Raw genomic sequence first — 26476 nt, forward strand, 5'->3', positions numbered from 1 at the left:
AGGAGGGCCTTGCCCGCCATCGCACTCTCCGCGCTCGATCTTTCTCCCATCGCCGAGGGGGAGTCCGCCACGTCGGCCCTCCACGCGACCGCCGAGCTCGCGGGGCACGTCGAGTCGCTCGGGTATACGCGCTTTTGGGTGGCCGAGCACCACAACGCGGGCGGCTTGGCGTGCCCTTCGCCCGAGCTCGTCGCGTCGTTCGTGCTGTCGCGGACGTCGACGATCCGTGTCGGCTCGGGGGGCGTGATGCTCCCGAATCACGCGCCGCTCCGCGTGGCCGAGGCGTTTCGAGTGCTGTCGGCGATGTTCCCGGGTCGCGTCGACCTCGGGATAGGCCGCGCACCCGGCACCGACAAGCGCACCGCCAAGAAGCTTCGGCGCGCCCCCGAAGAGGAGCTCCCTGCGATGCTGGAGGAGCTCCTCGGCTACCTCGGAGACGCGACGACTCGGCGTGAGCCCTTCGCGACGAGCGTCGTCGCGGCCCCGCTGGGTGTGCCGGCGCCGCCGACGTGGCTCCTCGGTACGAGCGTCGAGAGCGCCGAGCTCTCCGGCCGTATGGGGCTCGGGTACGCGTTCGCCCAGCATTTTTCGCCTCTCGGTGCGGTCGAGGCCCTCGCGGCGTACCGGCGCGCGTTCACCCCTTCGCCCCGCCTCGCCGCGCCGCACGCGATCCTCGCGGTCGCCTGCGGCGCATCCGACGACCCGCAGACGGCCGAGGACCTCGTCGCCCTCGCGCGGCTCGGAGCCCTTCGTATGGCCCGCGGGGAGCGCGATCTCCCCTCCCCCTCGGTCGCGACGGCGCGCACCACCGAGCTCGACGACGAAGCACGTGCCATCGTAGCTCCGTACGCCGAGCGTGCGTTCGTCGGGCGCACCCGGGACGTCGTCTCGGGCCTCGCGAGGCTCGTCGAGACAACGTCGCCGGACGAGCTCATGATCACCACCACCAGCGCACCCACGCACTTGCGGCGCGACACGTACACGGTGCTCGCGAGGGAGCTCTCGACGAGAAAAGCCCATTCGTCACGATGACGAGAGGGCGCTTCTATCGGCCGGGCTCGTGTGATGGGATGGCCGAATGACACCGCACGACGACGACGCGCTCGCCCTGCGAGAGGCCATGGTGCGCACCGTCGCGCGCGACGTGAGCGCGACCTCCGTGCTCGAGGCGCTCCGCGAGATCCCGCGTCACCTCTTCATGCCCGGAGCTTCGCTCGAGCGGGCCTACCACGATTCGCCCGCCGCCATCGGCTACGGCCAGACGATCTCGCAGCCGACCATCGTGGGGATCATGACCGAGGCGCTCGACCTCTCGGGCAACGAGCGCGTCCTCGAGATCGGCACGGGCTCCGGATATCAGGCCGCCGTGCTGTCGCTCCTCGCGCGGGAGGTCTTCTCGATCGAGGTGGTCGCGCCCTTGGCCGACGAGGCCAGAGAGCGGCTCGCGCGGCTCGGCTACACGAACGTGCACGTGAGGTCCGGCGACGGGTACCTCGGCTGGCCCGAGGCCGCGCCCTTCGATCGCATCGTGCTCACGGCAGCCCCCGAGACGGTCCCCAGCCAGCTACTCTCCGAGCTCGGGGACGGCGGCGTCCTTGTGGCTCCCGTAGGCGCAGACGGCACGGACCAGCGCCTCGTCCGCATCGTGCGACAGGGCGACACGTTCCTCCGCGACGACCTCATGGGCGTCCGTTTCGTCCCCATGGTGGCGCTCGGAGAGGCGCGCGAAGCGGACGGCTAGAACGGCCGGGCACCCTCGTTTTCCTCGGGCGCGCGCTTCGCGGCGAGGCGCACGAAGCGCAAATATGTCAACACTTCCAGAACCTTAGGCATCTCTGGACCACGCGCGCCGCAGGGAATCGTCCCTCTTGCGTGTCCACGCGCGCACGGGCAAAAGGCCTTCGGGCATCGTACCCGTGATCGAGCGCCCTCACCGCCACACGCGCCCTCGCGCCTCGGAAACGAACTAGCCCATGTCCGACGAGCCCCAGAACCTCGAAGCTCCCGCCGCGCCGCCGCGGAGGACGAGCGCGCTCTCCGTCGTGCTCACGGTCGTGGCCCTCGTCGCCATCGTGGCGACCCTCGCCGGCATCAAGGGCTCGCAGATCGGCATGCTCATCGGCATGGGCAAGCAGATGGAGAAGGACGGGCCGCCGCCCGAGTCGGTGCGCACGCAGGTAGCGAAGGCCGACGCGTGGGAGACGACGGTCCCGTCGGTCGGGAACGTGGTCACGGTGCGCGGCGTCGCCGTATCGAACGACGTGCCCGGGGTGGTCAAGGCACTTTACTTCGACTCGGGCAAGGTCGTGAAACAGGGAGAGCTCTTGGCCGTGCTCGACTCGAGCGTAGAGCAGGCGCAGCTCGCCTCGGCCAAGTCCCGAGTCCAGCTGGCGCAGGTCACCTACGACCGTTCGCAAGCCCTCGCGAAGACGAGCTCGATCCCCCAAGCCCAGCTCGACGCCGACGAGGCGCAGCTCCGCACGACGAAGACCGATATCGCCGCGATCGAGGCTCAAATCGCCAAAAAGTCGATCCGCGCGCCGTTCGCCGGGAAGCTCGGGATCCGCACGGCGAACCTCGGGCAGTACCTCGCGCCGGGCACGCCCCTCACGGTGCTCGAGTCGCAAGGCTCGGGGGCCGTCGACTTCTCGATCCCGCAGAAGCGCCTGCCCGAGCTCGCCCTCGGCCTCCCCGTGCGGATCACGTTGCCCGGTGGGCCGCCGATCGTGGCGACCGTCTCCGCCGTGGAGCCGACGGTCGACGCGGCTTCGCGCAGCATCAAGGTGCGCGCGACCTTCACGTCGGACGCGAAGACCGAGGCGCTGCTGCGGCCAGGGATGTTCGTGAACGTCGCCGTCGTGCTCCCGACCAAGGTGAACGTGGTGGTCGTCCCGCGCACGGCGGTGGTCTCGGCGCCGTACGGAGACTCGGTGTTCGCCGTCGAGGACAAAAAGCCCGAAGAGACGGGGCTTCGCCAGACCTCGGACGGGAAGCCCGTGCGTATGGCGCGCCAACGCTTCGTGAAGCTCGGCGAGGCGCGAGGCGATTTCGTGGCGGTGCTGAACGGGCTCGCGGCAGGGACCGAGGTCGTCTCGTCGGGCGCTTTCAAGCTGCAGAACAACGCGCCCGTCTACCTGACCACCGCGACGGAGCCCTCCCCCGAAGAGAACCCCCACCCGGTCGAGCGCTGACATGAAGCTCACCGATCTCTTCATTCGGCGGCCGGTGCTCGCCATCGTGGTCAATCTGCTCCTGCTCATCGCGGGGCTCCAGGCCATTCGCTCGGTCAACGTAAGGCAGTATCCGAAGCTCGAGAGCGCGACGGTCACCGTGCGCACGGTGTACGTGGGGGCGAGCGCCGATCTCGTGCGCGGCTTCGTGACGACCCCCCTCGAGCGCGCCATCGCCGCGGCCGACGGGATCGACTTCATCGAGTCCCAAAGCGTGCAGAGCGCATCGACCATCAACGTGCGCTTGAAGCTGAATTTCAGCGCGTCGGCCGCGTTGGCCGACATCAGCGCGCGCGTGAACCAGGTGAGGGCGGAGCTCCCTCCCGAGGCCGAGGTGCCGGCGATCTCGATCGAGCCCTCGGACGCGCAGATCGCGGCGATGTACCTGAGCTTCGGCTCCGACATCCTCGAAGAGAACCAGGTCACCGACTACCTCATACGCATCGTGCAACCGCGGCTCTCGGCCATCGAGGGGGTGCAGCGCGCGGACATCCTCGGGGCGCGCACGTTCGCGCTCCGGGCGTGGTTGAAGCCCGATCGCATGGCCGCGCTCAACCTGAGCCCGTCCCAGGTGCGTCAGGCGCTCGCCGGGCAGAACGCGCTCGCCGCGGTGGGCCAAGCCAAGGGCTCGCTCGTGCAGCTCAACGTGACGGCGAACACCGACCTGCGCTCGGTCGAGGAGTTCAAGCGGCTCGTGGTTCGGAACGAGGGCGGCGCGCTCGTTCGCCTCGAGGACATCGCCGAGGTCTCCCTGGGCGCGGACTCGTACGAGCAAGACGTCCGCATGAACGGCGAAAAGGCCGTGTTCATGGGCATTTGGGTGCTCCCGAACGCGAACTCGCTCGACGTGATTCGGGCGGTGCGCAAAGAGATGACCGCGCTCCAGCGGGATCTGCCGACCGGCATGAAGGCGAGCGTCTCGTTCGACTCGACCGAGTACATCGACGACGCGCTCGCCGAGGTGTCGCACACGCTGCTCGAGACGGTGCTCATCGTGGTCGTCGTGATCTTCCTCTTCTTGGGGTCGATGCGCACGGTGCTCGTGCCGCTCGTGGCCATTCCGGTGTCCCTCGTCGGGGCGATTTTCTTCATGCAGCTCCTCGGGTTCACGCTGAACCTGCTCACGCTGCTCGCGATCGTGCTCGCCGTGGGCCTCGTGGTGGACGACGCGATCGTCGTGGTCGAGAACGTGGAGCGCAACATCCGCGACGGGAAGACCCCGGTGGACGCGGCCATTCACGGCGCACGCGAGCTCGTGGGCCCGATCATCGCCATGACCATCACGCTCGCCGCGGTGTACGCGCCGGTGGGCTTCCAGGGTGGCCTCACGGGAGTGCTCTTCCGCGAGTTCGCGTTCACGCTCGCGGGCGCGGTGTTCATCTCGGGCATCGTGGCGCTCACGCTCTCTCCGATGATGTCGTCGCGGCTCCTCAAGGCCGAGGCGTCGCACTCGATCTTGACCAAGAAGATCGACGCCGGCTTCGACGCGCTCCGGCGCCTCTACGGCCGCATGCTCGACGCGACCCTCGCGCGGCGACCGCTCGTGTACGGGGTGTGGCTCACCCTGAGCGCGCTCGTCGTGCCGCTCTACATGTTCTCTCCGGGCGAGCTCGCGCCGAACGAAGATCAGGGGATCGTCTTCGGCGCCATCGACGTGCCCGCCAACGCGACCCTCGAGCAGACGACGCACTACACGCAGCAAATCGGCAATGTGTTCAAAGGTGTTCCGGAGTTCGAGCAGAGCTTCCAGATCACCTTCGCGAGTGGCGGCTTCGGGGGCATGCTGCTCAAGCCGTGGAGCCAGCGGAAGCGCACGGTCTTCCCCATTCAAGGGGAGCTCGGCGACAAGCTCAACGCGATCTCCGGCGTGCGCGCGCCCGTGTTTTTGCCCTCGGCGCTGCCGAGCGCGGGCTTCTTCCCCGTCGAGGTCGTGATCGCCTCGACGGCGAGCCACGAAGAGCTGCTCAAGTACGCCCAGAAGCTCGCGGACGCCGCGGCGGCGAGCGGGCAGTTCGCGTTCCCCCCGATCATCGACGTGCGCATCGACCAGGCGACGACCGAGATCGTGGTCGACCGCGACGAGGTCGCCTCGATGGGCATGTCGATGCAGGGCGTCGCGTTCGATCTCGGGTCGATGTTGAGCGGCGCGTTCGTGAACCGGTTCAACCTGGACGGGCGCAGCTACAAGGTCATTCCGCAGGTCGAGCGCGCCTCGCGCCTCACCCCGGAGCAGCTCGCACAGATCCACATCGGCGGGCCCGCGGGCAAGGTGATCCCGCTCGGCGCCGTGGCCTCGTTCCAGAGGCACGTCGAGCCTCGCACGCTGAACCGCTTTCAACAGCTCAACGCGATCAAGCTCTCGGGCGTGACGACGCGCTCGCTCGAAGGCGGTTTGAAGGTGCTCGAGGACAAGGCCGCCGAGATCCTGCCTCCAGGCACGCGCGTCGACTACACGGGCGAGTCGCGTCAGCTCCGCCAAGAGGGGCAAAAGTTCCTCCCGGCGATGGGGCTCGCGGTGGTGCTCATCTTCTTGGTGCTCGCCGCGCAGTTCAACTCGTTCCGAGATCCGTTCGTCATCCTCGGCGGCTCGGTGCCGCTCGCGATCTTCGGCGCGCTGGTGTTCACGTTCTTGAAGTTCGCCGGGCCCCCGGGCATGGGCTTCGCCCTCACCGATGGGTGGACCACCACGCTGAACATCTACTCGCAGGTCGGGCTCGTGACGCTCGTCGGGCTCGTGTCCAAGAACGGCATCTTGATCGTCGAGTTCGCGAACGCCGAGCAGGAGCGCGGAAAGACCAAGCTCGAGGCCGTCCGAGAGGCCGCCCGCACCCGCCTCCGCCCCATCCTCATGACGACGGTCGCGACGGTCGTCGGCCACTTCCCGCTCACGCTGGTCTCGGGCCCCGGCGCCGCCGCACGAAACTCGATCGGCATCGTGCTCGTCGGCGGCATGACGATCGGCACCCTCTTCACGCTGTTCGTCGTGCCGTCGGTCTACATGCTCCTCGCGAAGGACCGCGGCGGCAAACGCGCGGCCTCCGAGAGTGTGCCGACCGAGGCCGTGCCCGCCTGACCCTGCCGCCGGCCCGTGGGGGCGTGTCGCTCGTCGCCGCCACGCCGAGACATCCGCCAAATGGCCGACTTTACGAGTATTTTCGCTCACGGAGCCACCGAGGCGCGCCTTCGGGCATCGGTTCGGGGAGACGCTTCGGGTTTCCGCGGTGGCCATCTGCGCAGGGCGCGGCGGGCTCGCTCGAGTGGTACCCTACGCGCTCACGTCATCGAGTGAAGGAGCAGAGCCCATGTTCAAGAAGGTCGTCGAGGCCGCATCGTCCGCCGTCAACCGCGCCGTCTACGGGAAGGCCCCCGAGGGTGGACCCGGGTCGCTCGACGCGATCCCGTTCTCCCGCCTCGACGGGACCGACATGCCCCACGCCGACCTCACGGGCAAGGTGGTGCTCTTCGTGAACGTGGCGAGCCGCTGCGGCCTCACGCCCCAGTACGAGGGCCTCGTGAAGCTCTACGAGAAGTACAAGGACAAGGGCTTCCTCGTCGTAGGTGCACCCTGCAATCAATTTTTGGGGCAAGAGCCCGGCTCGGAGGCCGAGATCGCGTCGTTCTGCAGCGCGACCTACGGGGTCGACTTTCCCCTGCTCGCCAAACAAGACGTGAACGGCGCAGGCCGCAGCCCGCTCTACCAGTTCCTCGTGGGCAGTGAGGCCGGCGGCGGCGCGGACATCGCCTGGAATTTCGAGAAGTTCCTCGTCGGCCGCGACGGCAAGGTCGCGAAGCGCTTTTCGCCGCGCACCGTCCCGGAGGATCCCGAGGTCATCGCGGCCATCGAAGCGGCGCTCTGAATCGGAGGTTCGGAGGAGAAGAGGCGAAGAGGAGAAGAGGAGAAGAGGAGAAGAGGAGAAAAGAGGGGTGCCCCCTCCCGCCGCGGGACAGAAAGCGCGCGGTCCCCACGGCCCCCGTGGTTTCCCACGGCCCGGCGTTTTCCCCGTGATTTTGCTTTCTGCCCGCGTCGACCTCCCCCAAATCGCGAGCTCACGCTCGCTCAGGGGGAGGTAGAGAAGTCGCGGCGCCACGTGGCGCCCTCTCGGCACGACCTGGCCTTGGTGATTGGTGCTATCCGGGCGGCCCTTTGACGGCCCATGGAGGGCTCGCGTGGTTTCGCGAGCCCTCTCCCATTTCGACCTATTTGGCCTCGAACACGTCCGCGTGCGCTCCGTCGACTCCCTTGTTGCTCGCTCCTTCTCTCCTTTTTCTCAAAGACTTACACGTGACAAAGCTCCGCCCAGGACCGCCGCGGGAGACCCCACGGCGGTTCGGGCCACCTTCGGACTTCGGCGACTAGAGCGACAGCTCCGCGGCCGTTTTTCCGTCTGCGCCCGCCGTCGCGGCGGTCGCGCCCGCCCCGGTCGACCCGGGATCTCCGCCCTTCGCCGCGGCCGTCGCGGGCTCGGCCGTGACGCTCTTTTGGGTCGGCTTCGTCCCCGAGTAGGCGACCGCGACGGAGTGCCCACCCGCGCCACCTCCGCCGCCTCCCCCTTGGCCTCCTTGACCTCCGGAGCCACCGGGACAGCCGATTCCTGCGCCGGCCTGCGAACCAGCGAGCCCGCCCGCTTGGCCCGTTTGGCCGGCCGAGCCCGCGCCGCCCTTGCCGCCCGCGCCAGCCTTCACCGTCACGTTCTCCAGCGTCACCGTCGCGCCGAGCGACAACACGCCGAAGCTCGAGCCGCCGCTCTGGCCGCCCTGCCCCTTCGCTCCACCGCAGCCCCCGCAGCCTCCGCCGCCTCCACCGCCCACGGCCGCAGATGCGCCTCCCGAGCCACCGCCGCCGCCTTGTCCGGGCCTCGCCGTCTCTCCCGACGCGCCTCGGCTAACTTGCCACTTCCCGCCTTCGACGCTCCCGGGAGTCGTCGCCCCGGCTCCGCCGTTCGCGGCACGACCCGCGACTCCTTGAATTCCGTTTCCACAGGCCGGAACGGGTACCGTTTGGTACGTGCCGCCCTTACCGAACGCCTCAGATCCGGCCACTACCGTCTTGCCGTCTCCGCCGGGTGCGCCTCCCGTGCCCCCGCCAACACCTCCTTCGCCGCCCTCTACTGCGACTGCAGGCGCCTCGGCGCATAGCGCGGCGCACGTCTGTTTCGCTCCGCCCATGTTACCACTCGCGTTGTTCCCCTTGATTTTCGGGTCACTCGCGTCCAGCGCTACATCGTAGTTCGTGCCCGTCGTGCCCGCGCCTCCGGCAGCTCCGGCCCCGGCCGTCACGGTCCCGCCAATGACCGTCAGGACCACTCCACTCTCGGCGAGCACGCCGACGCTCGACTCGCCTGCCGTCGCCGCGTCCGTCGCCGTCACGTTCACGCCGTTCAGCGTCACCGCGCCTTGGCTCGCCGTCAGCCCTACGGCTTTCCCGCTCGCGATCGCCGTCGCTCCGCCGGCTTTGCCGAAGTCGCACGCCACTCCACCATAGAGCCCCACCGTTCGACCGATGCCGAGGCTCTCTCCGTACGTCCCCTCGCACGCCACGATGAGAGGCTTCGCTCCCTCCAGCGCCTTCCCGATCGTCTTGTACGGCTGCGCCTTCGTCCCGGGGTTCGCGTCGTTCCCATTCGGAGACACGAACGCCCACACCTCGTCCGTGAAGCATTTCTCGGGGTTCTTCAGCGGCTCCTTCACCGACTCGCACCCGGGAGGGTTCGGCACGTTCGAGTCCGGTCCTGCGTCGGGGATGCTCACGTCCGGACCGGGGCCCGTCTCCGAGGTCGAGCCGTCGGCGTCCAAGCAGCCGCCGTAGTCACACGCCGACGGAAACGACGGACACCCCACGACCAGCACCGAAACGCCCACCACCCCCAGCACGGCCAATAGCTTCTTCATCGTTAAGCTCCTCAAAAAGTCCCCACCAGCGCGCCGCCACCAAGACCGGGCACGAGCTGTACCTTGGTCTCCTTCACGCGCGCCTGCCACGGCTTCATCACCACGGCCGTCACGATCGCTGCCCCAAGAAACACACCTCCGCCCACATATCCAATCACCGACCCGGTTCCCAGCCCGCTCGCCGACGACGCCTTGTCCTCGAGCTCGGCGCACGCGACGCCGCTGCCAGCTCGGCACGGGTTCGTCGCGCTCAGCGACTTGAGCTCGTCGTTCTGGCTCGACGACAACGCGCCGAGCACGCTGCCCACCGCGATGCCCGCCACACCGACCCCGCCGAGCACGATCGTCGGAACCCAGCTCGGGTAGACGGCCTTCTCCCCCGGGGGTGCGATGGGAACCTTCGGGTCTTCCTTCACTTCGAGCTCCACGGTCACCGTCTGCGACAAGGGGCACGACACGGGAGACTTCTTCTCCTTGTCGGCATACCGCAGCACGATGTCGTGGGTCCCGGCGCTCACCACAATTGGCTCCGCGAGCGGCGTTTCACCCGCGTCGACGCCGTCGATGATCACCTTCGTCCCCTTGGGCGTCTGCGAAGTCACCGTGACGAGAGAGACCTTCTTCGCAAGCTCTCCATAATACTTCCGAGCCAGCATCGAGCGGTCCAAGTCAGTCTGAGGCATCTTCAAGAAGTCACGAAAGAGCTTGTAGGCCTCCACATCGTGACCCACCGTCATCTCCGCCCGAGCCAAATTGAACAACACCCCAGGAAACTTCAGAACCGCATAAGCCTGCACATATTTCAGACGCGCCTCCTCATGTTTCCCTGCCGCCCAAGACAGAGAGAGAGGTGCCCCCACCCGCCACGGGGAAGAAAGCGCCTGGAAGCCCGCGGCCCCGTGGTTCCCCGCGGCGCGGCGTTTTGCCCGCGATTTTTGCTTCTGCCCATCGCGATCGGCCGTTTCGGCGCATCGCGATCACGGAAATCGGGTCATCGCGATCGGAGCGAAGCGGTCTCCCTGAGGCTCTGGATGATCGGTTCCAGGCTCGCGAGCAGGGTAAGCGGCCCGCCTTGCTGGGCTCAAGTTTCTGACTTCGATTCTTCCTGGTCTTGCGCCGCAGGGCCCGGTGAGGCGATCTTGTGAGCGCCGTGGAGCACACGATCGCAGATGGCGTCCGCGACGGTGGGGTCGGCCAGGTGCGTGCCTCGGTCGGGTCCGATCTGGCTCGTGAAGACGGTCGCGCGAAGGCCGTAGCGGTCTTCGAGGATCTGGAGAGACTCTGGGGCGCCTCCTCGGTAAGGGGCGAGCGCGAAGTCGTCGAGCACGAGGACGTCCGCCTTCGGGATCCGAGACAGGACGCGGTGGTAGCTGCCGTCGCGCGATGCGGAGCTCGTCGAAGAGGCGCCACGCGTCGATAGACGACGCGGAAGCCTTTGCGGCACGCTTCATGGGCGAGGGCGCATGCGAGGTAGCCTTGCCCGTCCGGTGGCTCCCGTGACGATCACCGTCTGGTGCTCGGTGACCCAACGACATGTCGCGAGCCGGCGCACCATGGGCTTGTCGAGCTGACGCTCACGGGCGAAGGAGATTCCCTCGATGCACGCGTCGGTGATCCGGCGCCGCGTCGCGGAGATTTTCGCGAGCCGAGCATTTTCGCGAGCGAGCATCTCGGCTTCGACGAGGAGTGCGAAGCGATCGTCGAAGGCCATCGCGAGGGGTGTCGGGAGACTTGTCCTGCTCGGCCAGGCGGAGGCGAGCACGCCCAACCGCATGGCGTGAAGTTTCTCTAGAGTCGGTTCTCTCAGCATGTCTTCTCCTTGTTTCTCTCAGTGGTAGTAGTCGGCGCCGCGGACGTTTTCGTGGACTGGACCGGTCGCGGCGGGGCTTCGGGCTGGGGCAGCGGCTGCGTGTCGAGGTTGTGTTTCAGGATCGTCAGCACGGAGCGGTAGCTGCGCGGCCCCGTAGAGCGCTCGACGGCAGGCCGCGTCAGTCGCTCGTTCCCGCACTTTTTCGCGAGCCGAAACAGTCCGAGGCACGAGCGGTAGCCCAGCTCCGGGTGATGACGCCCTCCGAGGATGGCTTCGCAGAGGCTGCGTGTGTGAGGGCCGATCTGCTCGGCCCAGTCGAGGATGCGCGAGGGGGTCCACTCGGCCTGAGCACGGTGGCTGCTCGGCATGTGCTCGGTCGTGGTCGTGAAGCCTCCGGGTGTAGCTCGACGCGCGGCAACGCGCTCGCGCCCGTGGAAGACTTCGATCCGCTTGGCGTCGCCCGAAGCCAGAGCTCGACGTCGTCATGACGCAGGCCGTGCGGGACCGAGTAAAAGTGGCCGTCAACGCGACGTGGTAGTCGACGTTGAGGCCAACCTTCTTCCACGTCTGCGTCTCGAACTCCCTGCTGGGGAGCGGCCCGAGGGCAGGCTTGTCAGGCGCTCGAAGAGCTCGCGGCGGCTCGCCTTGTACGTCTTCATCGTCCGCGTGTTGGGGTCGAAACGAGCTCACGCAGCGCGCGTTGAGCTCGCAGGCTCAGAACCTCGTCCCGGATGCGCGCGAGCAACCACCGCTCGGCAACCTGGACGCCACCTCCACCTTCGCCTTGTCGCGCGGCGACTTCGGCCGCGCCGGCAAATCGTGGTGCCGTAGTGGCGCGCGAGCTCGGCGGTGGTGCGTTGCACGCCAGGGTCGTAGCGGCACGCCTTCACCGGGCTCTTGAGTTGATCGGGCACGATCGCGCGCGGCACACCGCCAAGAACGAGCGCCCGCGCAACGCTCGCGACGAAGTCGGGCACCTGCTGCGTCCGCGTCGCCTCGGCGTACGTGAGTTGCTCGCCCCAGAACGGCGACGAACAGCTCGACCTCGACGACCTCTCCCGTCTCGGGCTCCACGAATCGCGGACGCATCCCGGCGTAGTCGACGAACATCTTGTCGCCCGCGACGTGCGTCTGCCGCATCACGGGTGAGCGTCGCTTCTGCCACGCCCGGTAGCGATCGCAGAACGCGGTGTACCGTAGCCCGTCCGGCTGGGCCGCCAGGTACTCCATGTGCAGGAGCGCGGCGTCACCCCGGTCGCCGCAGCTCGACGTGCACGCCGCGCAGTCGGGCTCAGGACGCATGCACGACGGTGGAGCTGGGGATAGAGGTACGTCTCGAGCTCCGCGTCGGAGAGCGCTTCACGCTCGCCGCGTCAGCCCGTGCGACCTCGCGTCGGCGAAGACCGCCGCCACGGTGCTCGGGCTCACGCCGACCGAGCGCGCGACCTCCCGGTGGCTGAGGCCGAGGGCCAGCTTTTGCCTTAAAATCTCTCGTAGACGGTGCATCGGAAGTCTCTCGGTCGCCATGCCGCCGTCGTAGACGCCATGGGCTGGAGCCCCCAGGAGACCGTCACCTCATGCCGCGATCGCGATGCCCGTTTTGGGTGATCGGCATCCCCCGTTTTGGGTGATCGCGATGCGCCGTTTTGTCCGATCGCGATGGTCCGAAATACGCAATTTTGCTTTCTTCCCCGTGTCGACCTCCCCCAAATCGCGTGCTCGGGCTTCGCCCTCCGCGCGCTCAGGGGGAGGTAGAGACCTCGCGGCGCGACTCGGAGCCCTCGACAAGCACACGACGCCCATTCCGGCAGACCGTGTCACCCGCGTATTCGGCCCTCTCTCGCGTAGCACTCGTTGACAGTGCACCATTCCGTCCTCCGTCGCAACGTTTACGTCGCCTTACTGCTCTCTCGGCAGTCTCGGCCTCCACCATCGGCCTGGCACCTTCGCCGCGGCGAATGCCGCCCTCGCGAGCTCGCGCACGCCTCGCGCCAGCTCTCCCTCGCCTCTCTCTTCACCTGCGTCGCTGGCACGGGGCCTGCGCGTTTCCTCGCGTTGCCGGCATTCCCCACGGCTCGGAGGTCCCTATGCGCTCTCGGTTTCTCGGCTCTCCTCTGTCCCCCCGTCTCACCCTTCACGCCCGCGCCATGCGCTCTTCACCCACTCCCTCCGAGCGCATCCTTTGGCTCCACCTACGTAGCTCTGCCCTCGGCGTCCGCTTTCGACGGCAGGTCCCCCTCGACCGCTTCATCGTCGACTTCTTTGCACCCTCCCGCTCCCTCGCCATCGAGGTCGACGGCGCTTCCCACCCCGCTCATTCCGCCTACGACGCCGCTCGTGATGCACGTCTCGCCTCCCTCGGCGTACGCACTCTCCGATTCAAGGCTTGGCGCGTTGAACGCGACGTGGCCTCGGTGATTCGCGCTATCCAGGGGGCGCTCCATCGAGGGTAGGCCCGTGTGTGCCTACCCTCGACGAACCATTCGCGCTTACAGCGCTTCCAGCTCTTCCCCGGCCGTCCCGGCGGGGCCGTGCTCCATCACACCAGCGCCGTTCGCGCCGCCTTTGCCGGGAGTTCCCGCGCTGACTGTGGTCGACGTCCTAACAGGCTTCGTGCCCTTGTAGACGATTCCGTAGGAGATTCCGCCAGCGCCGCCGCCACCGGCGCCGCCGCCACCGCCCATTCCGCCTTCACCGCCGCTGCACCCGCCGATTCCACCATTTCCACCCGGACCGCCCCCGCCCCCGGTGCCCCCGGTGCCCCCGGTGCCCCCGGTGCCCCCGGTGCCCGACTTCAGCGTGCTGCCTTCGAGGACGACTCCTGAGGAAACCGCGAGAATCGCGATGCTCGCGCCGCCGCCACCGCCGCCCTTTCCACCCGAGCCACCGCACCCACCGCAGCCGCCACCGCCTCCGGCGCTCGACGCATCACGGCCGCCACCACCGCCGCCGCCCTGCCCGGACTTTCCGTCTTCACCAGCCATACCATTAGCACCCGACCAGCTAGCCCCTGAAACGGCGCCGAGTTGGCTTGCCTTGGCTGCCGGCCCGCCGGGACTGCCACCGGACCCCGTGCCTCCCATGCCACCCGCCCCGCAGTTCGTTGCTCCAGCGCCGGCCCCGCCCCCTCCGAGGTTTGGAATACCACCTTGGCCGCCTCCCTCCGGCAGCCCTCCGGCTCCACCGCCCGTATTTCCACCGATGGCACACACACAGGACTTGCTCGGTCCCGCCGTAGTGTTGCCAGTTGCCGGATATCCATTTATCGTCCCGCCAATCGCCGCAAGGTTCGAGACGACTCCCGTCGTGCCCCCAGCGCCCGCTGGGCCGTCGAATCCCTTCTTTGCGGTCGCGCTCACCCCGATCAGTGTCACCTTCGTCACGTCGTTCGCGACGATCGCTACGCTGTTCACGCTCGACGCCGTCCCGTCCGAGGCTTCCACCTCGAGGTCTCTCAGCGCCACGTTCCCCGCCGGCTTCGCCACGCTCACCGCGTAGTCTGGCTTCGTCCCCACGACCTTCGCCTTCGCCCCCGCCTTCGTGAAGTCGCACGAGAAGCCCGATTGGATCGTCACGTCGCGCGTCACTTCCACGCTCTCCGTGTACGTGCCCTCGCACACCGCGATCCGGATCTTGCCCCCCTCGAGCGCCTTCTTCAGGCTCTTGAAGGGCTTCCCTTTCGTCCCTGCGCCTCCGTCGTCCCCACTCGGCGACACGTACGCCCAGTTTTCGTCTGTGAAACATTTCTCGGGGTTCTTCAACGGGTCGTTCAACGAGTCGCACCCGGGCGGCGGAACGTCTCCGTCTTTGCCGGAATCGGGGATGCTCACGTCCGGACCGGGGCCCGTTTCGGGCGAGGACCCGTCCGCCGTGCCGCAGGGGCCTTCGGCGCATCCGTCCACCCATGTGGGGCAACCGGTAAGAGAGGCCATACCGAGCGCCAAGAGACTGCCAGCTAGAAAGATTTTCGTCTTCATGGTTACCCCTCAAAAGCTCCCGCCGATGGCGCCGCCAGACAGGCTCGGCGCGACCCAAAGACCAAGATTTTTTCGTGGCCGCTCCTTCCAGGGCGCGATGACCACGGCCGAAATCACGGCGGCCGCCACGAAGGCACCGCCCGCCACGTACCCGATCACGCTCCCGGTCGCGAGCCCGGAGGTCGACGACTCCTTGTCTTTCGCCGCCTGACAGTTCGCGCTCCCGAGGTCGGCGCACGCCCCACCCTGGAAAAGCGCCTTGGCGTCCGACGCACTCGACCCCGAAGCGGCGCCAAGGCCTATCCCGACTCCCAGGCCCACCACGCCCACTCCGGCGAGCACTCCGGGGACGAGCCAGCTCCCCTTCTCGCCTTTTTCTGCGGGTGGCGTGATGGGGACCTTCGGGTCTTCCTTCACTTCGAGCTCCACGGTCACAGTCTGCGACAAGGGGCACGACACGGGAGACTTCTTCTCTTTATCGGCATATCGCAGCACGATGTCGTGGGTGCCGGCGCTGACCACGATCGGCTCGGCGAGCGGGGTTTCTCCCGCGTCGACGCCGTCGATGATGACCTTGGTACCTTTGGGGGTCTGCGCACTTACGGTGACGAGGGAGACCTTCTTCGCCAGCTCTCCGTAGTACTTTCGGGCCAACATCGACCGATCGAGATCGGTTTGGGGCATCTTCAGAAAATCACGGAACAGCTTGTACGCCTCGACATCGTGACCCACGGTCATCTCAGCCCGAGCCAAATTGAACAACACCCCAGGAAACTTCAGCACCGCATACGCCTGAACATATTTCAGCCGCGCTTCCTCATGTTTCCCTGCCGCCCAAGACAGAGAGAGAGGTGCCCCCACCCGCCACGGGGAAGAAAGCCTGTGAAGCCCGCGGCTCCCGTGGTTTCCCGCGGCGCGGCGTTTTGCCCGCGATTTTGCTTTCTTCCCCGTGTCGACCTCCCCCAAATCGCGTGCTCGGGCTTCGCCCTCCGCGCGCTCAGGGGGAGGTAGAGACCTCGCGGCACGACGCGCGACCCTCGACAAGCACGTGGAGCCCACGGACCTTGTCACCCGCGTATTCGGCCCTCTCTCGCGTAGCACTCGTTGACAGTGCACCATTCCGTCCTCCGTCGCAACGTTTACGTCGCTTTACTGCTCTCTCGGCACTCTCGGCCTCCACCATAGGCCTGGCACCTTCGCCGCGGCGAATGCCGCCCTCGCGAGCTCGCGCACGCCTCGCGCCAGCTCTCCCTCGCCTCTCTCTTCACCTGCGTCGCTGGCACGGGGCCTGCGCGTTTCCTCGCGTTGCCGGCATTCCCCACGGCTCGGAGGTCCCTATGCGCTCTCGTTTTCTCGGCTCTCCTCTGTCCCCTCGTCTCACCCTTCACGCTCGCGCCATGCGCTCTTCACCCACTCCCTCCGAGCGCATCCTTTGGCTCCACCTACGCCATTCCGCCCTCGGCGTACGCTTTCGCAGGCAGGTCCCCCTCGACCGCTTCATCGTCGACTTCTTTGCCCCCTCCCGCTCCCTCGCCATCGAGGTCGACGGCGCTTCCCACCCCGCTCATTCCGCCTACGACGCCGCTCGTGATGCACGTCTCGCCTCCCTCGGCGTACGCACTCTCCGCTTCAAGGCTTGGCACGTCGAGCGCGACACGGCCTCGGTGATTCGCGCTATCCGCGCGGCCCTTTGACGGGCCATCGAGGGCTCGCGTGGTTTCGCGAGCCCTCCATGCCGAGACTATTCCTTTGACACTTTCACTACGGCCTTCGACGCCCCCTCAGCCCCTGGTGTCCCATTCGCTCCAGCAGAGCTATTAGGCATTCCGGCAGTGTACCCGGCACCGCCGCCACCACCAGCCCCCGTCTCTCCCTTGGAGCCGACCGAGATTCCGCTTCGGCTGTCAGCGCTGTCAACTGCCTGACCATCCACCCTCGGCGCATTTCCCGAATATGCGATACCGAAGCTTGAGCCACCTGCTCCGCCACCGCCACCGCCACCGCCGGCGCCAGGGCCCCCGGCTGCGCCTGAGCATGCTCCCACCGTGCCGCCGCCGCCGCCGCCGCCGCCTGCTTGACCCGTGCCACCCATCTTTCCGGCGCCACCTTTGCCGCTCTTGAGTTCAACAGAATCGATCGCGATTGCGGCATCAAATGCAAGGATTGCTATCGAAGCGCCGCCGCCTCCACCGCCCGCGGCACCAGCCCCACCGCAGCCGCCGCAGCCGCCTCCGCCTCCACCGGCCGAAGTCACGTTGAAATAGCTCCCCCCGCCTCCACCGCCGCCCTGTCCGGGGTTGCCGCTTTCGCCCGATGAGCCATCCCTTGTCTTCCAGCCCATCGCGGTAACGGCGCCGACGTCCTTCGCTCCAGCCCCACCTTGGCGGGCTACCCCAGGAGCGCCGACTCGACCGTTTCTGCAACTGTCTCCGAGCGCAGCTTCGCCCGCGCCACCCTCTCCGGTAAATATCCCGACGGGCGTCGTTGTTGGCGTGGAGAGTCCGTTTCCGCCCTTCGCACCTGCGGGTGCACCGAGGTTCTTGCCGCCATCACCTCCTGACCCGCCCGTGCTCTCACCATGAAGCGAGCACGTGCACTTCTTGTCGATGCCGCCCGTTGCACCACTAGCCGGCGCTCCAGTCGGCTCTTTATCAAGCCGATTGTCACCAGTCGCTTTCGCGTCGGCGCCATCCGCGCCGTCCCCTGCCTCCACGCGCCCGCGCTGGATCTCCAGTGCCGTTCCCGCTTTTGCAAAAATTCCGATGCTTGAGGCCCCGGGTTCCGTTGCACTCTTCGCGATAACTTCCACATCGAAGAGCTTCAGCGTCCCGCTCCCGACCGTGAGCCCCGTCGACGCCGCGGGCGCGATCTTCGCCTTCGCGCCGGCCTTGTCGAACGCGCACGTCACTCCACCGTAGAGCGCAGCGCTCCGCGATATCGTCAGTGCTTCGTCGTAAGTGCCTTCGCACACGACGATCCGGTCCTTTTCGCCTGCAAGAGCCTTCCCAATCGTCTTGTACGGCAGCGCCTTCGTGCCCGGATTTGCGTCGTTCCCGTTCGGCGACACGAACGCTCCGAACCCATCCACCAGGCACTTCTCTGGGTTTTTCGCAGGCTCGGTTGGCGTATCGCAGCCTGTAGGGATCGGGTCGGCGTCTTTTCCGGTATCGGCCGATGCATCGACCGAGCCGTCTCCGCTCACGGCACCATCCGAGCCGCACGGCCCCTCTTCACACACATCGACCCACCGCGGGCACCCGGGCAGCGCAAGGAGCCCCAGCCCGACGATACCCGTCACAATCGTAGTCTTCTTAAGCATGGTTCTCTTCCCCTCAGAACGTTCCGACAACCGTGGCTCCGCCGAACCCGGGATGTATCGTGATACGCCGCGGACGTTCCACCCACGGTTTGATGATCAGAGTGCTGATGACGGCCGCGCCGAGGAATGCACCACCGGCCACGTACCCAATTACGCTGCCCGTCCCAAGACCACTCGCGGAAGACGCTCCATCTTGCGCCTCTTTGCATGCCGCGCTCCCGAGGTCCGCACACGCACCACCGCGCGCAAGCGTCGCCGCATCGCCGCCCTTCGATCCCGAAGCCGCGCCGAGGCCTATCCCGACTCCCAGGCCCACCACGCCCACTCCGGCTAGTACTCCGGGGACGAGCCAGCTCCCCTTCTCGCCTTTTTCCGCGGGCGGCGTGATGGGAACCTTCGGGTCTTCCTTCACTTCGAGCTCCACGGTCACCGTCTGCGACAACGGGCACGACACGGGAGACTTCTTCTCCTTATCGGCATAGCGCAACACGATGTCGTGGGTGCCGGCGCTGACCACGATCGGCTCGGCGAGCGGCGTTTCGCCCGCGTCGACTCCGTCGATGATGACCTTGGTGCCCTTCGGCGTCGTGGCGCTTACGGTGACGAGCGAGACCTTCTTCGCCAGCTCTCCATAATACTTCCGAGCCAACATCGACCGATCCAAGTCGGTCTGCGGCATCTTCAAGAAGTCACGAAAGAGCTTATACGCCTCGACATCGTGACCCACGGTCATCTCAGCCCGAGCCAAATTGAACAACACTCCGGGAAACTTCAGAACCGCATACGCCTGCACATATTTCAGCCGTGCTTCTTCATGTTTCCCTGCCGCCCAAGCCAGAGAAAGAGGTGCCCCCACCCGCCACGGGGAAGAAAGCCTGCGAAGCGCTCGGCCCCCGTGGTTCCCCGCGACCCGGCTTTTTCCCCGCGATTTTGCTTTCTTCCCCGTGTCGACCTCCCCCAAATCGCGTGCTCGGGCTTCGCCCTCCGCGCGCTCAGGGGAGGTAGAGACCTCGCGGCGCGACGCGGAGCCCTCGACAAGCACGACGCCCATTCCGGCAGACCGTGTCACGCGCGTATTCGGCCCTCTCTCCCGTAGCACTCGTTGACAGTGCACCATTCCGTCCTCCGTCGCAACGTTTACGTCGCTTCACTGCTCTCTCGGCACTCTCGGCCTCCACCATAGGCCTGGCACCTTCGCCGCGGCGAATGCCGCCCTCGCGAGCTCGCGCACGCCTCGCGCCAGCTCTCTCTCGCCTCTCTCTTCACCTGCGTCGCTGGCACGGGGCCTGCGCGTTTCCTCGCGTTGCCGGCAGTCCCCACGGCTTGGAGGTTCCTTTGCGCTCTCGTTTTCTCGCCTCTCCTCTGTCCCCTCGTCTCACCCTTCACGCTCGCGCCATGCGCTCTTCACCCACTCCCTCCGAGCGCATCCTCTGGCTCCACCTGCGCAATTCCGCCCTCGGCGTCCGCTTTCGCAGGCAGGTCCCACTCGACCGCTTCATCGTCGACTTCTTTGCCCCCTCCCGCTCCCTCGCCATCGAGGTCGACGGCGCTTCCCACCCCGCGCATTCCGCCTACGACACCGCGCGTGATGCACGTCTCGCCTCCCTCGGCGTACGCACTCTCCGCTTCAAGGCTTGGGTCGTCGAGCGCGATATCCACTCCGTGCTTCGTGCCATTCGCGGGGCGCTCTAGGCCTATTTTTACGGGCTCGCGGCCTTCCACGAGCCCGTAGGGCCTTCCGCTCTACTTCACCTCGAACACGTCCGCGTGCGTTCCGTCGACGCCCTTGTTGCTCGCTCCCGCGCCGCCCATGCCACCCGCCGGAGCAGGCCCAGCCGGGCGGGTCACCTTCGTCGCCGCGTCTTTCGTCGGCTCCTTGCCAGACCAGACGATACCCGCCGCTACCCCTCCGGCGCCACCTCCGCCCGCTCCCCCGTCTCCACCTTTGGCCCCGTTGCCACCATTGCACGCGAGGTTACTGCCGACTCCGCGAGCTCCGCCGTTTTGACCGGTTTGGCCGCTCCCTCCGGCTCCGCCGGGCTTGGCCACCTTCGCCACGAGCTCCGTCCCCTCCAGCGTCACCGTGCTCGCGAACGACGCCAACGCGACACTCGAGCCGCCAGCTCCGCCGCCGAATCCGCCCTGCCCGCCGCAGCCTCCGGCGCCCCCGCCGCCTCCGGCGCCACTGAATCCATATCCGCCACCACCCGCTCCACCCGGGCCTCCGTTACCACCCGCCTCTCCTCCACTCCCGACAAGTCCCGTTGCCGATAGGGTTGCAACCCGGCTAGCGCCCGGTTGAAGGGTGCCTGCAGACCCGGGATCCCCGCTGAATCCGCCACCCATGGCGCTGCAGTCCCCAACTCCCCCCTTTGCGCCTCCAGGCGGTCGCGGTGCACCGTCGACACCCTGGAAGCCGAAGTCGCCCCCTTTGCCACCGCTGCTCGTTCCGCCACCCGGACAGGCTCCCGTGGAGCCACCCGCTCCCCCGGTGTCGTCGGTGACCGTGCCATTTCCCTTGTCGTCCCCGTTGGCGCCTTTCAGCGCCGCGTCGGCAGGGAACGTGTAGTTGCCATCTCGTTTCGCGGGGGCGTCCGCTCCGTCTCCCGCTTCGATGCGCGAACGCAGCACCTTCACATTGCCGCTCTCCGTCACGAACACTCCTACGCTGCTCTCGCTCGGGGTCGCTCCGTTCGCTCCCACGACCTCCACGTCGGCGAGCACCACCGCGTCGCTGACTTTCTCGACCTTTACGCCGTACGCCGCCTTCGACGACACGATCTTCGCTTTCCCGCCCGCCTTCGTGAAGTCGCAGCTCACTCCCCCGTACACCTCCACACCTCGCTTCACCTCCACGCTCCCGGCGTAGTCCCCCTCGCACACCACGATACGCGTCCGCGCGCTCTCCAGCGCTTTCCCGATCGTCTTGTACGGCTGCGCCTTCGTCCCGGGGTTCGCGTCGTTGCCATTCGGGGCGACGTACGCACCGAACTCGTCCGTCAGGCACTTCTCGGGGTTCTTCGCGGGCGCCGTCGGAGTGTCGCAGCCCGTCGGGACGGGATCTCCATCTTTGCCGGCGTCGGGAATGCTCACGTCCGGGCCGGGGCCCGTTTCGGGCGTCGACCCGTCCGCCGTGCCGCACGGGCCTTCATCGCACACCGAGAACGTCGAGGGACAGCCTGCGAGCGCGCTCGCTCCGATACCAAAGGCCGCCAGCACCAAAATCGTCTTTGTCTTCATCGGATTCCCCTCAAAAGCTACCGCCAAAAGCCCCACCACCGACCGTGGGGGATACCCAAAGATTCGAGGTCTTCTTCGACCGTTCTCTCCACGGCGCGATGACTACAGCCGAAATCACGGCCGCAGCGACGAACGCCCCTCCCGCCACGTATCCGACGATGCTCACCGTCGCGAGCCCGCTCGCCGAGCCCTCCTTGTCTTTTGCCGTAGCGCACGCGGCGCTCGACAGGTCGGCGCACGCTCCCCCCTGGGCCAACGCCTTTCCATCCGAGGTCGCGCTACCCGAAGCCGCGCCGAGGCCAATCCCCACTCCCAAGCCTACCACCCCCACTCCGGCGAGCACTCCGGGGACTAGCCAGCTCCCCTTCTCGCCTTTTTCCGCGGGCGGCGTGATGGGAACCTTCGGATCTTCCTTCACCTCGAGCTCCACGGTCACCGTCTGCGACAACGGGCACGACACGGGAGACTTCTTCTCCTTATCGGCATATCGCAGCACGATGTCGTGGGTGCCGGCACTGACCACGATCGGCTCGGCGAGCGGGGTTTCTCCCGCGTCGACTCCGTCGATGATCACTTTGGTGCCCTTCGGCGTCGTGGCGCTCACAGACACCAGCGACACCTTCTTCGCCAGCTCTCCATAATACTTCCGAGCCAACATCGACCGATCGAGATCGGTTTGCGGCATCTTCAGGAAGTCACGAAAGAGCCTATACGCCTCGACATCGTGCCCCACCGTCATCTCAGCCCGAGCCAAATTGAACAACACCCCGGGAAACTTCAGCACCGCATACGCCTGCACATATTTCAGACGCGCTTCCTCATGTTTCCCCGCAGCCCACGCCTTATTGCCCTCTTCGAATCTCGCCTTCGCCTCCGCCTCCGCCGGTGTATCGGCGTACGCCATCGGCGCCACGAGCACCGTCGCGGCGGCAAAGAGTGCGGCTGTCGTATTCTTCGCGTTCATCGTCGTTCGTCTCGAAAAGTAAAGTGCGCCCCTCGGGCCTTCCCCTCGGCGGCTATCGTGAGGTGTGAGCCACACCCCGCTCAGTAGATGTTGTGCGTGATGTCCGAAGGGAGCGGGGCGGCGCTCGGGCGGGGGTGGGGGTCGGTCGTGGGAGGGGGCGCCGCCGTGGGCTTCGCCGTCGACTCGAAGATGCCCGCGCTCGGCGTTGGACCCTTCGGATCGTGCGTGGCCTTCGCCGGCGGCGGGACCGCGATCGTCGTCTCCGTCGCGGGGGGCGGTGGTGGGGGCGGTGAGAGGAGCTTCGGTTGCGTGTCGACCGGGACCACCGTCGCCTGCGCCGTTCCTGGGACCTTGGGCGGGTTCGGCGCGGCCTCGGGGACCTTCGGGTCGCGCGTCGCCTTCGCGATGAGCACCACCACCGCCACGATCCCGAAGATCACGAGCGCCGCGAGGATGAGCGCGTTCCTCGTGCGACGACGCTCGGCCTCCGCTCGCGCAGCCTCGACCGCGCGGGACGACGGGCCCGTCGCCACGTCGCGACGTGAGACCATCGGGCCGTCGGGGGTAGCCTCGGGGGTCGACGTGGGCTCGCTCGTGGGCTCGACGAGCACCTCTCCCGTCGGCACCGTCACCGCCACCGCCTTCATCGGCTTTCCCTCGGCCGCATAACGCGCCACACGCGCGCCGTCCGAGTCGGGGCGCTCGGGGATCGCCGGGGTCGCCAGCGCCGCGTTCGCCAAATCGTCGAGATCGTCGTCGAGGCCGGGAGGCGCCATCGGCTCCGTGTCGGCCGCGCGGCGGCGTCGTGTCTGGCTCGGGCGCTCGTCGTCGTGGTCGGCCGTGGGCGGGCGAGGCGTGATGCCAGGGTCGGTCGTCTTCTCGACCTTCGCCTCGGGCGCCATGGGCTGAGTGTGGCGTTGTTTCATCACGACGGCTCCGAGATCTCCCGCGGGAAAGCATAGTCTCCCAGGGTGCGATGGGTCGAATCCTCCGCGAGGACGCGGGTGGCTCGACGGCATGGGGGAACGTGACGAGGGCGCGAGATCGTCGACGAGATCAGGGGCGAGGCCTTCCATGAACACGGGGTCGGCGGCTCCCCACGACGTGTTGCGAGAAAAAACGAGGGTACCGAAAGAAACTCGTAACCACTCAGAACCATTGAGGCTTTCGTGAACCTCCGGGAGGCGCGGCTCATGGCGACACCATCGCGTGCACGAGGCCGAGCATCACGAGCCCCACGACGAGGCCCGCCACGATCTCGAGCCAGAGCTCGCCGAGACGCACCGGGCGCGAGGGCAGGCCGGCCTTGAGCAGCGTGTCGTCCGAGAACGACGCGGACCCGGCCCCCGAAGGCATCGGAGCCGTGCGCCCTTTTCCCCCGGGCGGAGGCACCCGCACCTTGGTGACCGCCGGGATGGCCGCGCGGCCTCGCACCGCCTCGTTCGGCGCGCGGTAGCCCACCGCCGCGTCGAGCGCCTCACGAAAGGCCTTCGCGCTCGGGGGTCGCTTCTCGGGCTCACGCTCGAGCGCCTGAAGCACGAGCCTCGCCACGGGCTCCGGCACCCACGGCGCGAGCTTCGCGAGCGGCTTCGGCTTGTGTTTGACCTTCGCGCGCCCGACCTCGGTGGCCGTGGGCGCGTCGTACGGCATGCGCCCGGAGAGCATCTCGTAGAGCACCCCGCCCACCGCGTAGAGATCCGCGCTGCCCGTCACGGGCTCGCCGAGGATTTGCTCGGGCGCGGCGTAGTGGATCGAACCGGCGAAGTCTTTCTCTTGCGTGCCGGCCTCGGCCACGAGCCCGAAGTCGATGAGCTTGAGCACGGGCTCTCCGTGCCTCGGCTGATGAAGAAAGATGTTCTCGGGCTTGATGTCGCGGTGGACGACAGGCGTGTCGTGCGTGTGCGCGACGTGGAGCGCGTCGAGGAGCTGGCGCGTGATCTCGTAGGCCTCGTCGGGCTCGACGCGGCCCCGTTTCTCGATGAGATCCGCGACGTTACGGCCGGTGAGGCGCTCCATCACCATGAAGGGCACGCCGAAGCCGTCGGTGTCGAAGTCTTGCACGCGCACGATGTGAGGGTGGTCGAGCTCGGCGAGCGCGCGCACCTCGGTCAAGAAGAGCTCCTTGGCCTTGGGGAACTTCGCCATCTCGGGCGCGAGCCTCTTGAGCACTCCCATGATCTGCGGGGGCTTCACGACCTCGAAGACCTCGCCCATGCCGCCGCGACCGAGCTTGGCCACGATGAGGTACTTGGTGCCGAAGAGCACCTTGCCCACCTCGGGCGAGCGGATCTCCCGAGCCTCTTCTTGGGGGCCCCAGGGCTTCGTCATCTGTGCAACCTGAGGAAGGCGCCTACGACGCCGAGGATGACGAGCGCGATGACGATGCCCACGACGACGGCCACGAGGGCGCGTCCTCCGCGGCCCTTCTCTTCGGTGGCGGCGGCGCGCGCGGCGGCGACCGCGTCGGCCGTCTCGCGGGGGTTCGAGCCGGGTCGAGCGGAACGAACGAGCGCCGAGGCGGCCGAGTGCCCCGCGTGACCGTGAGCCGAGCCCGCGACGGCGGGTGGAGGAGCGACGCTGTCCCGGGAGAATGCGGCCTGCATGGGCAGCGTGCCGCTCTGCGTGCGCGGCGCCACCGAGTGCCCCGACTGGAGGGGCATCGTCTTGCTCGCGCCCTTCGCGAACGACGAGGGCCCCGTGGGCTCGGCCGTCGACGGGGTGGACGGGAGCATGCCCTCGACCACACGCGCGGTGTTCGGGGCCGGCATTCCCGACGACGTGAGCGAGCGTGTGTGCGCCATGCGCAAAGCCGCGCGCTGGGCCATGGCCATGGCTTGAGCCGCGATGTCGAACTCGCCGCTTCCGGGTTTGACGGCGCTCTCGGGGGCGAGCTCCGTGTGCGCGAGCACGTTCACCGAGCTCTCGCTGAAGCCGCGGCCGAGACCCTCGAGGGACTGACCACGAACCGTGGGGGCGAGCGCACGACGCGCGGCCTCCATGATTTCCATGGGCGGGCCACCGGGCATGGTGTGCGAATCCAGATCCGCCGGGAGGAGCGGCGTCGCGTGGAGCGGAGAGATCGAGAGCAGCTCGGCGTTCGTGATCTCGTCGTCCCCGAGGCGCGATTGGGGTTGCGCTTGGGACTCGCGGCACTGGAGCAGCCGATCGGAGACCTGCCGCGCGGTGGGGCGCTGGGCCGGGTCGAGGGAGAGCATGTCGGCCACGAGGCTCGCGAGATCGTCGCTCACGCGCTTGGCGCGGCCGGTCTCGCTGAGCCGAGGAGCGGGGCGGGCGATGCGCTCGAGCGGGCTGTCGAAGTCCTCGTAGGGCTCGTGGCGCGAGAGCATTTGGTACGCGACGCAGCCGAGGGCGAAGATGTCGAACTTGACCGTCGGGAGCTCGCCTTTGAGCTGCTCGGGCGCGGCGTATTTGGGAGTGCCGCAGAAGCCCTCGTGCACGTCGTCGGCGAGGAGCTTCATGACGCCGAAGTCGAGCAAGGTCGCGCGGATACCGGCCGACTCACGCCAGACGAGCACGTTGTCGGGTTTCACGTCACGGTGGACGATGCCGGCGGCGTGCACGGCCTCGAGCCCCGAGGCGAGCTGCATCAAGATGGGGAGCGCCACACGTGGCTCGAGAGGCGCGTGTTTGGCCAAAAACGCCGCGAGGCTGCGGCCCGCCACGAACTCCATGACGTAGAACGGGGTGCCGTCGGCGAGGCGGTCGGAAAGCAGCACGGGCACGACGCTCGGGTGGCGGAGCTTGGCGAGGCCGCGGCTCTCACGGATGAAGCGGTCGACCAGGTGGGGGCGCGCGTGCACGAGCTCGGGCCGGAGGAGCTTCATGACGCGGGTCACGCCGAGGTTTTGGTCCTCGACCTCGTACACCTCGCCCATGGCGCCGAGCCCGAGGCACCGGGTGAGACGGAACGCCTGGTTGCCTGCGCGCAGAATCTCGCCCTTTTTGTACGAGGCCGTCACGAGGGAGGCGCTCGAAGGCTCGTTCTGACCGGCGGGGGACGGGGGCATGAGGGCTCTTTGCGGCAGT

The 26476-nt window shown here is 67.6% G+C and carries 21 protein-coding genes and 1 pseudogene; 8 read left to right on the top strand and 14 right to left on the bottom strand.

Annotation, left to right across the window (positions count from 1 at the left end):
• The first annotated feature begins 9 nt into the window (after window positions 1–9).
• The 5 genes from IPK71_01890 (at window position 10) to IPK71_01910 (ending at window position 7087) form a co-directional block, all read left to right on the top strand.
• Window positions 10–1032 carry an LLM class flavin-dependent oxidoreductase gene (locus IPK71_01890; protein ID MBK8212475.1) on the top strand — a complete coding sequence of 341 codons (1023 nt, stop codon included), beginning with the start codon at window positions 10–12 and terminating at the stop codon, window positions 1030–1032.
• 46 nt (window positions 1033–1078) lie between these two features.
• Window positions 1079–1741: a protein-L-isoaspartate(D-aspartate) O-methyltransferase gene (locus IPK71_01895; GenBank protein ID MBK8212476.1), complete on the top strand. Its 663-nt coding sequence runs from the start codon at window positions 1079–1081 to the stop codon at window positions 1739–1741.
• Window positions 1742–1973: 232 nt separating this feature from the next.
• Entirely contained in the window at window positions 1974–3191 is a 1218-nt protein-coding gene (locus IPK71_01900; GenBank protein MBK8212477.1) for an efflux RND transporter periplasmic adaptor subunit, read from the top strand.
• A gap of 1 nt (window position 3192) precedes the next feature.
• Window positions 3193–6303 (top strand): efflux RND transporter permease subunit, encoded by a 3111-nt coding sequence (locus tag IPK71_01905; GenBank protein MBK8212478.1) that lies wholly within the window; start codon window positions 3193–3195, stop codon window positions 6301–6303.
• Between the two features lie 229 nt (window positions 6304–6532).
• The gene (locus IPK71_01910) at window positions 6533–7087 is read left to right on the top strand and encodes a glutathione peroxidase (protein ID MBK8212479.1); all 555 of its coding nucleotides are present in this window, start codon (window positions 6533–6535) and stop codon (window positions 7085–7087) included.
• A 496-nt stretch (window positions 7088–7583) separates the two neighbouring features.
• Here the strand turns inward: IPK71_01910 and IPK71_01915 are convergent, their stop codons facing one another.
• The 5 genes from IPK71_01915 to IPK71_01935 all read right to left on the bottom strand — a co-directional run bounded on the left by IPK71_01915 (window position 7584) and on the right by IPK71_01935 (window position 12435).
• Window positions 7584–9119: a DUF1565 domain-containing protein gene (locus IPK71_01915; protein ID MBK8212480.1), complete on the bottom strand. Its 1536-nt coding sequence runs from the start codon at window positions 9117–9119 to the stop codon at window positions 7584–7586.
• An 11-nt stretch (window positions 9120–9130) separates the two neighbouring features.
• Window positions 9131–9979, bottom strand: a complete 849-nt coding sequence (locus tag IPK71_01920; GenBank protein ID MBK8212481.1) for a PEGA domain-containing protein — start codon at window positions 9977–9979, stop codon at window positions 9131–9133.
• A 221-nt stretch (window positions 9980–10200) separates the two neighbouring features.
• On the bottom strand, window positions 10201–10563 hold the full coding sequence (locus IPK71_01925; protein MBK8212482.1) for an ATP-binding protein: 363 nt from the start codon (window positions 10561–10563) through the stop codon (window positions 10201–10203).
• A 3-nt stretch (window positions 10564–10566) separates the two neighbouring features.
• A complete protein-coding gene (locus IPK71_01930; GenBank protein ID MBK8212483.1) occupies window positions 10567–10830 on the bottom strand; it encodes an ATP-binding protein in 264 nt (87 codons plus the stop codon).
• Window positions 10831–12288: 1458 nt separating this feature from the next.
• Window positions 12289–12435, bottom strand: coding sequence for a helix-turn-helix transcriptional regulator (locus IPK71_01935; GenBank protein MBK8212484.1), 147 nt, complete (start codon window positions 12433–12435; stop codon window positions 12289–12291).
• A 641-nt stretch (window positions 12436–13076) separates the two neighbouring features.
• On the opposite strand from IPK71_01935, the gene IPK71_01940 reads away from it, so the two are divergent.
• A complete protein-coding gene (locus tag IPK71_01940; protein ID MBK8212485.1) occupies window positions 13077–13382 on the top strand; it encodes a DUF559 domain-containing protein in 306 nt (101 codons plus the stop codon).
• Window positions 13383–13985: 603 nt separating this feature from the next.
• On the opposite strand, the pseudogene IPK71_01945 reads toward IPK71_01940, so the two are convergent.
• Together IPK71_01945 and IPK71_01950 are read right to left on the bottom strand one after the other, a co-directional pair.
• Window positions 13986–14191 (bottom strand): annotated as a pseudogene (locus IPK71_01945) (hypothetical protein).
• 724 nt (window positions 14192–14915) lie between these two features.
• Window positions 14916–15638, bottom strand: a complete 723-nt coding sequence (locus IPK71_01950; GenBank protein MBK8212486.1) for a PEGA domain-containing protein — start codon at window positions 15636–15638, stop codon at window positions 14916–14918.
• Window positions 15639–16303: 665 nt separating this feature from the next.
• On the opposite strand from IPK71_01950, the gene IPK71_01955 reads away from it, so the two are divergent.
• Window positions 16304–16600, top strand: coding sequence for a DUF559 domain-containing protein (locus IPK71_01955; protein MBK8212487.1), 297 nt, complete (start codon window positions 16304–16306; stop codon window positions 16598–16600).
• Between the two features lie 47 nt (window positions 16601–16647).
• Here IPK71_01955 and IPK71_01960 read toward each other — a convergent pair whose 3' ends face one another.
• Complete coding sequence (locus IPK71_01960) at window positions 16648–18225, bottom strand: DUF1565 domain-containing protein (GenBank protein ID MBK8212488.1); 1578 nt, start codon at window positions 18223–18225, stop codon at window positions 16648–16650.
• Window positions 18226–18238: 13 nt separating this feature from the next.
• Window positions 18239–19276 (bottom strand): PEGA domain-containing protein, encoded by a 1038-nt coding sequence (locus IPK71_01965; protein MBK8212489.1) that lies wholly within the window; start codon window positions 19274–19276, stop codon window positions 18239–18241.
• Between the two features lie 155 nt (window positions 19277–19431).
• Between IPK71_01965 and IPK71_01970 the strand changes: the two genes are divergently transcribed.
• Window positions 19432–19917, top strand: a complete 486-nt coding sequence (locus tag IPK71_01970) for an endonuclease domain-containing protein (GenBank protein MBK8212490.1) — start codon at window positions 19432–19434, stop codon at window positions 19915–19917.
• A 51-nt stretch (window positions 19918–19968) separates the two neighbouring features.
• On the opposite strand, the gene IPK71_01975 is transcribed toward IPK71_01970, so the two are convergent.
• From IPK71_01975 to IPK71_01995, 5 genes are all read right to left on the bottom strand, one after another.
• Window positions 19969–21465, bottom strand: coding sequence for a DUF1565 domain-containing protein (locus IPK71_01975; GenBank protein ID MBK8212491.1), 1497 nt, complete (start codon window positions 21463–21465; stop codon window positions 19969–19971).
• Between the two features lie 10 nt (window positions 21466–21475).
• Window positions 21476–22429 (bottom strand): PEGA domain-containing protein, encoded by a 954-nt coding sequence (locus IPK71_01980; GenBank protein ID MBK8212492.1) that lies wholly within the window; start codon window positions 22427–22429, stop codon window positions 21476–21478.
• Between the two features lie 80 nt (window positions 22430–22509).
• A complete protein-coding gene (locus tag IPK71_01985) occupies window positions 22510–23355 on the bottom strand; it encodes a hypothetical protein (GenBank protein MBK8212493.1) in 846 nt (281 codons plus the stop codon).
• Between the two features lie 265 nt (window positions 23356–23620).
• Window positions 23621–24757 (bottom strand): protein kinase, encoded by a 1137-nt coding sequence (locus IPK71_01990; GenBank protein MBK8212494.1) that lies wholly within the window; start codon window positions 24755–24757, stop codon window positions 23621–23623.
• Window positions 24754–26457 carry a serine/threonine protein kinase gene (locus IPK71_01995; protein MBK8212495.1) on the bottom strand — a complete coding sequence of 568 codons (1704 nt, stop codon included), beginning with the start codon at window positions 26455–26457 and terminating at the stop codon, window positions 24754–24756. The genes IPK71_01990 and IPK71_01995 overlap by 4 nt, the downstream gene beginning before the upstream one ends.
• Window positions 26458–26476: the final 19 nt, after the last annotated feature.

The sequence above is a fragment of the Myxococcales bacterium genome (genome assembly GCA_016712525.1).
GTDB lineage: Bacteria > Myxococcota_A > Polyangia > Polyangiales > Polyangiaceae > JAAFHV01.